The 14,570-nt window shown below is 46.1% G+C and carries 2 protein-coding genes; both read right to left on the bottom strand.

Annotated features, from left to right (window positions below):
- Nucleotides 1-3,851: CshA/CshB family fibrillar adhesin-related protein (locus O3621_RS09670; protein ID WP_371514104.1), on the bottom strand; the 3,851-nt coding region annotated here is incomplete at its 3' end.
- A gap of 209 nt (nucleotides 3,852-4,060) precedes the next feature.
- Nucleotides 4,061-14,530 (bottom strand): CshA/CshB family fibrillar adhesin-related protein, encoded by a 10,470-nt coding sequence (locus tag O3621_RS09665; protein WP_371514103.1) that lies wholly within the window; start codon nucleotides 14,528-14,530, stop codon nucleotides 4,061-4,063.
- Nucleotides 14,531-14,570 lie beyond the last annotated feature (40 nt).

Here is a 14,570-nt window from a genome sequence, read left to right as displayed (position 1 = left end):
CCTACAAACTGCTTCTCTGGGGTGAAGGTCACTGCGCCATCTGGAGCAATCGTGTATGTTCCTTGACCTGGAATAGTCTTCTCCTTACTTCCATCTCCGAAAGTTGGCTCAACTGTTTCATCAATTGGAACTAGTAGATCACCACCCGCAAAGGTTGGAATGCCAGTTTGTGGAACACCTTGAGGACCTGTGCTCGTTGCACTAGTACCAGTTGGAGTCACTTTCGTCACTGTCGGAGTATAAGTAGCGGTTACTTCAGTTCCATTCTTATCTACACGTTTCACAGTGACTGGTGTTGATGTACCAATATACTGCTTCTCTGGTGTGAAGGTCACTGCCCCATCTGAGGCAATCGTGTATGTTCCTTGACCTGGAATGGATTTCTTCTTGCTTCCACCTTCGAAAGTTGGCTCAACTGTTTCATCGATTGGAACCAGTGAATTACCACCTTGGAAGCTTGGGGTGCCAGTTTGTGGCACACCTTGAGGACCAGTGCTAGTCGCATCAGTGCTAGTTGGAGTTACTTGCGTAACGTTTGGCCAATAAACTGCATCTGCAGTAGAACCGTTCTTATCCCTTACACGAAGATGTGCAGGAGTAGGCGTTCCGTAGAAATCAGGAGCAGGTTGGAAGCTAATATCTCCATTAGCTTGAACAGTGTAAGTTCCTTGTAGCTTGCCACTTGCGTCGCTAACTGCCAAGGTATTACCCTGTTGAACCTGCCCATCCACAACGAATTGTGGTCCTGCTGGGTTTAATGGGACTGTTTGTGTTTGGTTATTAACAGTTGCTTGACCTGGAGTAAAGTTAAGCTGGCTAGTTTGAAGTTGTCCTTGAAGCCCAACAGTCTGTGTATCTTGACCTGTTGGAGTTGCGGCCTTAACTTCAGCTTGATAAGCAGCGGTTACTTCAGTCCCGTTCATATCAACACGTTTAACGGATTCAGCGCTTGGACGGCCAGTGTAACTAGGAACTGGTTGGAAGGTTACACGACCTGCGTTATCAACCATATAAGTTCCGACATTCGGAACAACCTTAGTTGTTTGACCGTTATCAAAAGTTGGAGCGACCGCCTCATTAATTGGCACACGATTATCACCTGGCACAAAAATCAAATTACCAGATTGTTCAGCACCTTGAATACCTTCAGAGCTTGCTCCTTGCGCTGTTGGAACAACACGCGTTACTGTTGGTTGATAGGTTGCACGGTGCTCTATTCCATCGGTATCATGCAATTGTAGGTTAACAGGGTCAACCGTTCCCACAAATGACTTATTTGGAGTGAAAGTCACACGCCCAGTAGCTGGATCTAATTCAAAGATTCCCACTTCTTGGCCTTGCGATGTTGCCTTTGCGCTTGTTCCAACAATACGATTGCCATCAGCATCCAAGAAAAAGACAGGATTCGTTGCAGATGGTTGAGCAGGTGTCTTAGCAGGATTGCCATCATTAAAGACAATATCTTGCACTTGAGGCAAACCTTGTGCGTCCGTCGAACGATGTTCCGTGAAATTCAAAACAGTCGGAATATAGCGAGCATCCATATTATTCAACTTATCGTTGATAACAGGTTCTCCATTATTCTTCGCAATCCAATCTGTACTTGCACCATTAGTATCGACACGGCGGATATTAATGCCTTGAGTAGTACCGATAAAGCCAGTGCTAGGTTCAAATATCACATCCACATTTGCACCCTTGGCTGTTACTTTATATCGTCCCTCAGCAGTACTGTACCAACCGTCGCCATCTGCTGTTAATGTATGACCTGCATTGTCCAAAACGACAGGTGCTACAGTTGTATCAATAGCCGCTTTCTTGCTTTCATCATTTTGATCAATACCTTGAGGTGTAAATTGAAGAGTAGCTTTCTGACGCTGGCCGATTATTCCCGTACTTTCCTTCTTTTCACCCTTTGGCGGATAGGTCAAGACGACTTCTAAGTCTTCAACTTCCCCACTAAAGGCTGTTCCAGTAGGTTTTTCAATATCTCCCTTATTCAGGGCAATGCGGACCCGCATTCCCAGCTTGCTAACTGCAGGATTGGTCATCGCTGGATTATTCTTAAAATTAACAGTATAGTCGCCAGCCGTTGTTACTTCAGTAAATTCGCTGGCCTCATTTTCATCAAAAACACCGTTTTGATTGAAATCAATCCAAGCACGGACATAGGCCTTGCTATTGCCATTGGCAGAGGCTTGCAGGCGAACTGAGTAGTCACCATTTTGAAGACGATTAACTCGGAAAAGGTTATTTGTCTTACCAGTCAAATCTGAAGGCAAGAGCTGATCAACCCCTTCGTCTGCGTGATCAGTATCGTCATCATGTCTCCAGTCATTACCCGAAGTAGTATCAATATCAGCTTCAACTCGACCCAAGAATGGCTGAGGAGTTCTTGCACCTGTATTGGCATCATAACCAGAAATAGCATGAACAGCATTTCCATAAGAAGCTGGTGCATCCCCCTCGTCAACTACCATAAAACCAATCATAGCAGCTTGCTGACCAGAAGAAGCAATATAAATTCCAACTTCTGAAGCACCTCGTGTCATCACAATCGGAACTGTGTGATCTTTAGAAGTATTAGGACCAAAGACCTGGGAGCCTAAGCCTCCTGTTTTTTGATCTGGATTAGTAAAAGCAGTCCAGTCGATTACAGGTATAGTCGCATTATCTCCTATATATTGACCATATCTGTTAGGGTTCATTGGGTCATAAGTTTCGGTAATTTCCCGACCATCTGGCAGGACACGTTTCCATTCTGCCAAGTGTTCCCATCCTTGGCCATTGGTCGTGAAGATAGCATACTCCCCTGGGTTGGCTTCTTCTCCATCTGACATGATAACCGTTGCTTTTACAGGTTTTCCAAGGTAAGTCGCTTCTACCTTGAATTTTATACCGTAGCTAGCACCATTTTTAGGGACTTGTAATTGAGTCTTTCGACCATTGGTGTTAATCCCTTGGTCTCGGACGGCTGTCCATTGATTCTGTTCCGCTCCTATAATTTTCGGTCTAGCTGAATCTCCTTCGGCTTCTTGCTTTTTATAGTCTTCGTTTACATATCTGAACCAAGTGTTTTTCGCATTCGGATCATAGCTGTTTTCATACGCAGTACCCTTGACGCGGTCACGATAAATCTCTGTTGAGTGGAAGGGTTTTAATTCCGTCACTGTCAGTTTGATACGATAGCCTGGTGAAATTTCTTTTTCATAAACAGTACCAACTTTAAAGGAATCGTCCGTATCTAAGTTGCTGATGGCACTTTTATCACCAAGATCCAGCCAGTTAATCTGCTTCATCAACTCCGTTGGGTTCTTTTTTTCAGAATCAGCCAAAGTAGGCTTCTCAATGGTGTTGTTAGGATCACCATCTCGCAGACCAGTAGGTGCTGCATCCCGTCTTACCCGACGAGAGCGACTAGGCTGAGGAGTCTCTGCGACTGCTGCTGGTTGAGCAGGAGCTGGTTGGTTGTTCTCCTCAGACTTAACTTCTGCAGAAACAACAGCTGGTGCAGAGGTAGTTTCTGCCCCCGGCTGCTCACTTGTTGACTTGCCGACTGAATCAGACCTTACAGTCGTTACCGCAGACGCATCTTCTGCTTGGGCCGCGAAAGTGTCTGGCTTACTTTCCTCAGCTGGTGAATTTACTGATTCTGCAGTACTTACTGAGGAATCAGCTATGCCTTTTTGAGAAACCTCGCTTTGAGTCCCAGAAGAAACAGTCTCATCAGCGCTAACCTGCGTTGCCGCTCCCAAAAGAAGCAAGGTCGATAAGAGCACAGAACAAACACCGACGTTTAGTTTCCGAATCGAAAACTTACGCAGGTGTGGATTAAACAAATCTTTTCCCATAATAATCTCCTAAATAATCATTTAAATTCCAGCCTTTATTATACACTATTCTATTTTAGTTATCCATATATATAACTATTATTGTAAGAAACTAACATTGTAATTAGACACTTTGTTAAAAATAGTCTATTTTTAACAAAAAATAGGAAAGATCCATAAACGAATCTTTCCTCTTTCAATCTAGAGTCTGAAACCTAAGCTCTCACCATTTAATCTTCAGACTTTTTCTTTCTCTTCTCTAAGCCCATCAGTCCCAAACCTGATACTCCCGCAAGTAAGCTTGCAGCTAAGTATGAGGTTTCTTCTGTACCAGTCTTAGGAAGGGATTTTGCACCCTCACTCTTAGAAAGTGATGGCGGTGCAGGTGTAATCTTCCGCTCCGGCTGAACAGGATCTTCTGTCACAGTCGGAACGTAGACTGCTGAAATCGTCTGACCATTGCGGTCTTTGCGAATCACTGTTACGCCGTCAGCTTGACCGACAAAGCCCGTTTCCGGTACAAAGGTCACAGTACCATCTGGCGCAATCGTGTAAGTACCTTGGCCTGGAACAGCCTTTTCAGTGCTGCCATCCTCGAAAGTTGGCGGAACGGTTGGATCCACGTCTCCTTCAAAGATAGGTTTACCAGTCTGAGGCTGGCCTTTAAGCCCCGTACTTCCACTGTCTATAGTATCAGTGCTTCCCAATACAGTCGGAGTATAAGTCGCTGTTACGGCATTGCCATAAATATCTGAACGCTTCACGACAACTCCGCGAGCAGTTCCGACAAAGTCGGCTTCCGGCACAAAGGTCACTGCTCCCAGCATATTGAACCTGTAAGTTCCCTCACCTGGGACAACCATTTCGGTGCTGCCGTCCGCAAAGGTCGGTGCTACTGCCTGGTCAATCGCCCCTTCAAAGGTTGGCGTGCCCGTTTGAGCTTGACCCTTGCGACCGCTGGACACACTGTTCTTGCTGGTTGATGGTTCAACCACGGTTGGAACATAGCGAGCCGTCACTGAGCTGCCATTCTTATCACGACGGACAAGGGTCACACCGCTTCCCTGACCAAGGAAATCAGCTTCTGGAGTGAAGGTGACTGTACCATCTGGTGCGATAGTATAAGTTCCCTGACCCGGAATAGTCTTTTCCTTGCTTCCGTCTTCAAAGCTTGGCTCAACTGACTCATCAATTGGAACCAATGGATCACCTGCCTCGAAGACAGGTTTCCCAGTTTGAACATGACCTTTGATATTCGTAGAGGTCGCATCTTTACCAGTTGGGACTACTGATTTCACTATTGCTTGATATTTGACAATAACAGGAGTTCCGTTAGCGTCTAAACGAATTAATCCCAGTTCTGATGTTTCGCCCTTGAATTGTTTTATTGGGGTGAAGGTCACCTTGTTATCCGCATCCACTTCGAACTTACCAACATTTGGCACTTCTTTAATATTCTTTCCGTTACCAAAGAGTGGAGTTGAACCAGCTGGGAATGGAACTAATTTATGTCCTGGCGTGAAAGTCACTTGACCTTTTTGAACCTGACCTTGCAGACCTTCTGTCTTGGTACCAGTACCTGTCGGAGTTACCTTGGTGAACTCTGGACTGTAGGTCGCAGTCACTGGTGTACCATTTTTATCTACTCGTTTCACAGTGATTGGGTCCGGTGTGCCTACAAACTGCTTGTCGGGAGTGAAGGTCACTGCGCCATCCGGAGTAATAGTATAAGTTCCCTGACCTGGAATGGTCTTCTTCTTGCTTCCATCTACAAAGGTTGGCTCAACAGTCTCATCAATCGGAACTAGTGGGTCCGCACCTTTGAAAGTTGGAGTGCCTGTTTGCGGAAGACCTTGTGGGCCAGTGCTCGTCACGGTGGTACCTGTTGGAGTTACCTCTTTCACTACCGCTTGGTACTTAACTGTAACAGGGGTACCATTGACATCAGTGCGAGTCAATTCAAGTTCTGGCGTTTCACCCTTGAACTGTTTGTCTGGCGTGAAGGTGACATTACCCTCCGAATCTACTTCAAACTTACCAACATTCGGTACTTCTTTGACTGCAGAACCATTATCAAACAGTGGAGTCGAACCAGTTGGGAATGGAACAGAGTCGTGGCCTGGGATGAAGCTTACTTTGCCTTCTTGAACTTGACCTTGAAGTCCTTCTGTCTTGACACCAGTACCAGTTGGAGTTACCTTGGTAAATTCTGGGCTGTAAGTTGCCGTTACTGGAGTGCCGTTCTTATCAACACGTTTCACTGTGATTGGGTCCGGTTTACCTGCAAATTGCTTGTCTGGAGTAAAGGTCACTGCGCCATCTGGAGTGATGGTGTACGTTCCTTGACCTGGAATGTTTTTTTCCTTGCTGCCATCGTCGAAGCTTGGCTCGACTGAGTCATCAATTGGAACCAGTGGATCACCACCTGTGAAGGTTGGAGTACCCGTTTGAGGCAGGCCTTGAGGACCGGTGCTGGTTGCGGCGGCGCCTGTCGGAGTCACTTTCTCAACAGTTGGTGTGTACTTAGCTGTCACTGGTGTGCCATTTTTATCCACTCGTTTTACTGTGACTGGATCTGGTTTACCTACAAACTGCTTGTCTGGTGTGAAAGTCACTGCGCCATCCGGAGTGATGGTGTACGTTCCCTGACCTGGAATAGTCTTCTCCTTGCTGCCATCTGCAAAGGTTGGCTCAACAGTATCATCAATCGGAACTAGTGGGTCCGCAGCTTTGAAGGTCGGAGTGCCAGTTTGCGGAAGACCTTGTGGGCCAGTGCTCGTCACGGTGGTACCTGTTGGAGTTACCTCTTTCACTACTGCTTGGTACTTAACTGTAACAGGGGTACCATTGACATCAGTGCGAGTCAATTCAAGTTCTGGCGCTTCACCCTTGAATTGTTTATCTGGAGTGAAAGTAACCTTACCGTCTGCGTCCACTTCGAACTTACCAACATTTGGTACTTCTTTGACAGAAGAGCCATTGTCAAATAACGGAGTCGAACCAGCTGGGAATGGAACTGAATCATGACCAGGCGTGAAGGTCACTTTGCCTTCTTGGACTTGGCCTTGAAGACCTTCTGTCTTGGCGCCAGTACCAGTTGGAGTTACCTTGGTGAATTCTGGTATATAAGTTGCTGTCACTGGCGTACCATTCTTGTCCACACGTTTCACAGTGATTGGGTCAGGTTTGCCAACGAATTGCTTCTCTGGAGTAAAGGTCACTGAGCCATCTGGAGTAATGGTGTAAGTTCCCTGACCTGGAATAGTCTTTTCCTTGCTGCCATCGTCGAAGCTTGGCTCAATTGTTTCATCAATCGGAACTAGTGGGTCACCACCTGTGAAGGTTGGAGTACCCGTTTGAGGAAGGCCTTGTGGGCCAGTGCTAGTTGCGGTAGTACCTATTGGAGTCACTTTCTCAACAGTTGGTGTGTACTTAGCCGTCACTGGTGTACCATTCTTATCTACTCGCTTAACAACAACTGGGTCTGGTGTCCCAACAAATTGCTTGTCAGGTGTGAAAGTAACAGATCCATCTGGCGTTACTTCGAAGATTCCGACATTTGGAACTTCCTTGCGTTTGCTTCCATCATCAAAAGTAGCTGGAGTATCATTATCCAGTGGTACATCTGGGTTGCCACTGACAAAGTTTGGCTTACCTGTTTGAGGGCGGCCTTGTGGGCCCGTGCTGGTTGAGGTGGTGCCTGTTGGAGCTACCTCTTTCACTACCGCTTGGTACTTAACTGTAACAGGGGTTCCGTTGGCATCTACACGAGTCAATTCAAGTTCTGGCGTTTCACCCTTGAACTGTTTGTCGGGTGTGAAGGTCACTTTGCCGTCTGCGTCCACTTCAAACTTACCAACATTTGGCACTTCCTTCACAGATGTACCATTGTCAAATAACGGAGTCGAACCAGCCGGGAATGGAACTGAATCATGGCCTGGAGTGAAGGTGACTTGTCCTTCTTGAATTTGACCTTGCAAGCCTTCAGTCTTAGTACCGGTGCCTGTTGGAGTTACAGCAGTCACAGTCGCTTGGTAGTTAGTCTTAGCTACTGTACCATTGACATCGGCACGGCTGAGTTCGATTTCTGGAGTTTTGCCTACAAAGGTTTTGACTGGAGTAAAGGTAACATTACCCTCCATATCAACCTCCAACTTACCGACTTTGGCAATTTCTTTGACATTCGTGCCAGTATCAAAGACTGGCGTGTTATTCTCAGGGAAACCTACTTGCGGACTTCCCGCTTCAAAAGTAATCTTACCTTTTTGAACCTGGCCTTGCAAGCCTTCTGTCTTATCACCAGTACCTGTTGGAGTTACTTTAGTAAACTCTGGACTGTAAGTTGCCGTCACTAGAGTGCCGTTCTTGTCCACTCGCTTCACTGTGATTGGATCTGGTTTACCTACAAATTGCTTGTCTGGAGTAAAGGTCACTGCACCATTTGGAGTGATGGTGTACGTTCCCTGGCCTGGAATGGTCTTTTCCTTGCTGCCATCTTCAAAAGTTGGCTCGACTGTTTCATCAATCGGAACTAGCGGATCCGCAGCTTTGAAGGTTGGAGTTCCTGTTTGAGAAAGACCTTGAGGGCCTGTGCTAGTTGCATTGGTACCTGTTGGAGTTACTTTAGTGAACTCTGGACTGTAGGTCGCCGTTACTGGTGTGCCGTTCTTGTCCACTCGCTTAACTGTGATTGGGTCCGGCTTACCTACAAACTGCTTGTCTGGTGTGAAGGTCACTGCGCCATCTGGAGTGATGGTGTATGTTCCCTGACCTGGAATCTTCTTCTCCTTACTTCCATCTGCAAAGGTTGGCTCAACAGTCTCATCGATTGGAACTAGTGGGTCCGCAGCTTTGAAGATTGGAGTTCCTGTTTGTGGAACACCTTGAGGACCGGTGCTGGTAACGGTAGTACCTGTCGGAGTTACTTCTTTCACTACCGCTTGGTACTTGACTGTTACTGGAGTGCCGTTGACATCCACACGAATAATTCCTAATTCTGGTGTTTCACCCTTAAACTGTTTGTCTGGAGTGAAGGTCACAGTGCCATCAGCATCTACTTCGAACTTACCGATATTTGGTACTTCTTTAATATTTTTTCCGTTACCAAATAGCGGAGTCGAGCCTGCTGGGAATGGAACTAATTCATGACCTGGTGTGAAGGTGACATGACCTTTTTGAACCTGACCTTGCAAGCCCTCTGTCTTGTCACCAGTACCTGTCGGAGTAACAGCGGTCACAATCGCTTGGTAATTGGCTTTTGCTGCTGTACCGTTGATATCTGTACGGCTGAGTTCAACTTCTGGCGTCTTACCGACAAACGATTTGACTGGTGTGAAGGTAACATTACCATCCGCATCAACCTCGAACTTACCGACTTTGGCAATTTCTTTGACGTTCGTACCAGTATCAAATACCGGTGTGCTGTCGATTGGGAAGCCGACTTGCGGACTTCCTGCTTCAAAAGTAACCTTGCCTGTTTGAACTTGGCCTTGTGGGCCTTTTGTCTGAGCACCTGTTGCTCTTGGAGTCACTTTCTCAACTGTAGGTGTGTACTTAGCCGTCACAGGAGTGCCATTTTTGTCCACTCGCTTAACAACAACTGGATCTGGCGTCCCAACATATTGCTTATCTGGAGTAAAGGTAACAGAACCGTCTGGTGCCACTTCAAAGATACCGACATTTGGAACAACCCTGCGCTTGCTTCCGTCGTCGAAAGTAGCCGGAGTGTCATTATCCAGTGGTACTCCCGGAGTGCCACTTACGAAGTTTGGCTTGCCTGTTTGTGGACGGCCTTGCTCACCAGTGCTGGTGATATTTGTTCCCGTTGGAACCACTTCTTTCACTACAGCTTGGTATTTGACGGTGACAGGAGTGCCATTCACATCAGCTCGAACCAATGTCAGCTCAGGAGTGGTTCCCTTAAACTGCTTGTCTGGCGTGAAAGTCACCTTGCCATTGGCATCCACTTCAAATTTACCAACGGTTGGAATCTCTTTAACAGTCAAACCATTGTCAAAGAGTGGAGTTGTTTCAGCTGGGAATGGTACAGAAGCATGACCAGGCGTGAAGGTGACATGACCTTCTTGAACCTGACCTTGCAATCCTTCTGTCTTATCACCAGTACCAGTTGGAGTCACCTTGGTAAACTCTGGACTGTAAGTCGCAGTGACTGGTGTACCATTCTTATCAACTCTCTTCACTGTGATTGGATCTGGCTTTCCTACAAACTGCTTCTCTGGCGTGAAGGTCACTGTGCCATCTGGTGCAATGGTGTAAGTTCCCTGACCTGGAATTACTTTTTCCTTTCTGCCATCGTCAAAGCTTGGCTTGACTGCTTCATCAATCGGAACTAGCGGATCACCACCTTGGAAAGTCGGGGTACCCGTTTGAGGGACACCTTGAGGGCCAGTACTAGTCACATTAGTTCCTGTAGGAGTTACAGATGTAACCGTCGCGATATAAGTGACTTTCGCGGCAATACCATTTGCATCTTTGCGAGAAATGCTAATTTCTGGTGTTTCACCCTTGAACTGTTTGTCTGGCGTGAAGGTGACATTGCCCTCCGCATCTACTTCAAACTTACCGACTTTGGCAATTTCTTTGACATTCGTACCCGTGTCAAAGACTGGCGTGCTGTTGGCTGGGAATCCGACTTTTGGATCGCCAGCTTTAAAAGTTACACGGCCCTTTTGAACTTGGCCTTGCGGACCTTCTGTCTGATCTCCAGTTCCCGTCGGAGTCACAGCGGTCACAGTCGCTCGATATTTGGCCTTGGCTAATGTACCGTTGACATCTGTACGACTGAGTTCGACTTCTGGCGTCTTACCGACAAAGGTTTTGACTGGAGTAAAGGTGACATAACCCTCTCCATCCACTTCGAACTTACCGACCTTGGCAATTTCTTTCACATTCGTGCCAGTATCAAAGACTGGCGTGCTGTTCTCCGGGAAACCAACTTGAGGACTTCCTGGTTCAAAAGTAACCTTGCCTTTTTGAACTTGACCTTGAGGGCCTTTTGTCTGAGCGCCTGTTGCTCTTGGGGTCACTTTCTCAACTGTTGGCGTGTACTTAGCCGTTACTGGAGTACCATTCTTATCTACTCGCTTAACTGTTACTGGATCTGGTGTACCAACAAATTGCTTGTCAGGTGTGAAAGTGACAGATCCATCTGGTGCCACCTCAAAGATACCAACATTTGGAACAACCTTGTGCTTGCTTCCGTCGTCGAAAGTCGCAGGAGTGTCATTATCAAGTGGTACATCTGGGTTGCCACTGACAAAGTTTGGCTTACCTGTCTGTGGACGGCCTTGTTTACCAGTGCTTGTAATGTTTGTTCCTGTTGGAGTTACAGCAGTGACTGTCGCCTTGTAGATAGCTGTAGCTGTGCTGCCATTCCTATCTGTACGAGTAATCCTGATGTCTGGCGTAAGGCCTTTAAATTGTTTCTCTGGAGTAAAGGTTACATTTCCATCCTCATCCACTTCAAACTTACCAACAGTAGGTACTTCTTTAACAGTCGAACCGTTGTCAAAGAGCGGAGTGGAACCAGCCGGAAAAGCCACAGTTTGTTTTTGACCGTTGACTTGCGCAGAACCTTCTGTAAAGCTGACTTTTCCTCGCTGAACTTGGCCTTGTATACCACTGGTTTCAGCATTCGTTGCACTTGGTGTTGCTGCTTTTACATCAGCCTGATAGGTAGCTGTTACTTCTGTTCCATTGACATCTACTCGCTTGACAGTCTCTGCCGCTGGACGTCCAGCATAAGTCGGCAGTGGAGTAAAGGTAACTAGGCCTTGATTATCCACCTGATAATTGCCGACACCAGCAACTGTTTTAGTTTGGCTGTCATTATCAAAGGTTGGCAACTTCTTGCTATCAATAGGCACACGATTATTGCCTGGACTGAAGGTCAATTGCCCTGTCTGAACTGCACCTTGAATGCCCTCGCTGCTGGCACCTTGAGCAGATGGTCTAACAGGAGTCACCTTTGGCTGATAAACAACTTGATGCGGAATACCTTTGCCATCAATCATTCGAACAGACACAGGGTCTACAGTACCAACAAAGTCTTTGTTTGGTTTGAAAGTAATTTTACCTGTTGCAGCTTGGACTTCAAAACGACCAACTTCCTGACCATTTGATGAAGCTGGAACTCTAGTATCATCTGTAGTCGTTCCATCTGCTTTCACAAATTTCACTGGATTTGCTGCCGTCGGACTTGCCGGAGTTTTGCCAGCATCACCATCATTAAAGACAGGCGTATTTTCTTGCGTTAATCCTTGAGCATCCGTTGTTTCATACTTAGGAACATTGAGCACGGTTGGCACATAGCGTCCATCCATCGTATTCAGTTGATCATTGATGACTGGTTCAGCCTGATTCTTGGCAATCCAATCCGTACTTGCGCCGTTAGTATCAAAACGACGGATGTTAATCCCCTGAGCTGTGCCGATAAAGCCTGCCTTAGGCTCATATACCACATCTACATCAGCACCGTTTGCAGTTACTTTATAACGGCCTTCAGCAGTGTTATACCAGCCTTCTGCATCAGCTGTCAGGGCATTTCCTCTCGCATCCAATACAATCGGAGCTTTAGTAGTATCAATCGCTACTTTCTTATTTTCAGTATTTTGAGCAATCCCCTGCGGAGTAAAATGAAGAGTGGCTGTCTGTCTCTGATCACGGATTCCAGTACTTTCCTTCTTCTCACCTTTTGGTGGATAGGTCAGTTCAACTTCTAGGTCTTCCACCTCACCACTAAATGCAGTTCCGGTAGGCTTTTCAATATCTCCCTTGTTCAAGGCAATCCGAATCCGCATTCCCAGTTTGCTAAGTTCAGGATTGGTCATAGCTGGATTCTTCTTAAAGTTGACAGTATAATCTCCCGCAGTTGTTACTTCGGTAAATTCACTGGCTTCGTCTTCGTCAAAGACACCATTATTATTGAAGTCAATCCAGGCGCGAACATAGGCTTTTTCGTATCCATTAGCCGAAGCATGGATGCGGAGAGAATAATCTCCGTCATGCAGACGGTTGACTGGAAAAAGACCATTGGTTTTCCCGACTAAATCATCAGACAAGAGCTGATTAATACCTTCATCGGCTAAATCATTCTGATCGTCATGCTTCCAGTTGTTTCCAGATGTGGTATCAATATCAGCCGCAACACGGCCCAAGAATGGCTGTGGATTTTGACCGCCAGTTTCTGCATTGTATCTTGAAATAGCATGGATAGCTTTTCCATAGGAATCCGGTGCATCACCTTCATCGATTGCCATAAAACCAATCATCGCAGCCTGCTGACCAGAAGAAGCTATGTAAATACCAACCTCTGATGCACCACGTGTCATGACAAGCGGAATTGTATTGTTTCTAGAAACGTTCGGTCCAAATACTTGACTTCCCAATCCGCCTGTCTTTTGGTCAGGACTGACATAGGCTTGCCAATGAACCCCAGTACCGTCATTTCCAATAAATTGTCCTTCTGTAGTAGGCTTCATCGGCTTATAGGTTTCTGTAATCTCAGTAGTCACACCATTTGCGTCTGTAACTGTACGCTTCCACTCAGCCAAATGTTCCCAACCCTTACCATTGGTTGTAAAGATAGCGTACTCACCAGGGTTTGCCTCTTCTCCATCAGCCATGACAACAGTTGCTTTAACTGGCTTCCCACGATATCTAGCTTCAACTTTGAATTTCACACCATAGTTGGCTTCATCTTTAGGAACCTGCAGTTGGGTCTTACGACCTTTAGTATCAATTCCCTCTGACTTAATAGCAGACCATTGATTCTGAGCAGCACCAGTAATTTTAGGACGGTAATCATCACCATACCAATACTGATAAGCATAATTATTACTATTGTTATACTGAAGCCAAGTATTTTTCGCATTGGGATCATAAGTGCTTTCGTACTCAGTTCCCTTTACTCGATCACGATAGATTTCGGTCGCATAGAAAGGTTTCAATTCCGTCACGGTCAGTTTGACTACATAGCCCGGAGAAATCTCTTTTTCATAAACCGTTCCAACTTTAAAGGAGCCATCTCTATCTAGATTTCTCAGTGATTTCGTATCACCAAAATCTAGCCAGTTTACCTGCTTCATCAACTCATCAGAGCGTTTTCTTACAGATTCTTCCAGTGTTGGTTTAGAAACTGTAGGATTAGCTGTTGCATCTTGTATAGCAGAACTAGCTTGGCCAGCAGGACTGGTAGTACGGAATGATGTTCCTCTCTCCATCGGCTGGCCATTACGTTCAGACCTAGGCATAGCTGCAGAACTTGGTTTTGGCGTATATTGCACTGAATAAGAGCGAGTCCGACTAGCTTCAGCAGGTCCTGCTTCATTAGAGGTCTCAGCTGTTTGATTAGCTTCTTGTGCCTTTTCAGGTGTCGCTTGCTCTGGAGCTGCAGCTGGGCTTACCAGCTGATTTTGATCCGCACTTGCTTCTGAGTTAGCTGTTTCAGAAACAGCAGATGTTGCTATATTTTCATTAGCAGGCTGACTGACAGCAGAGTCCGTCGGTTTTTCTGGCAGTGAGATATTATCATCTACAGTTCCGCTGGCAGTTTCATCTGCATTGACTGTAGCCGCAGTACCTAAAAGGAAAACGGTAGATAATAATACCGAGCAAACTCCGACATTTAATTTTCGAATCGAAAATTTGTTTAAATGGGGGTTAAATAATTCTTTTCCCATAGAATCTCCTATATTAATATTTAATAGCAACTGGTATTAT

Source organism: Streptococcus sp. 20925_1_22, from assembly GCF_041431685.1.
GTDB lineage: Bacteria > Bacillota > Bacilli > Lactobacillales > Streptococcaceae > Streptococcus.
The sequence above is the reverse complement of the archived record's forward strand: the minus strand, read 5'-3'. Positions and strand labels throughout refer to the sequence as shown.

Excerpts from the sequence above, each read along its gene's own strand:
- O3621_RS09665 (WP_371514103.1), bottom strand. The coding sequence starts at position 14,530 with ATGGGAAAAGAATTATTTAACCCCCATTTAAACAAATTTTCGATTCGA.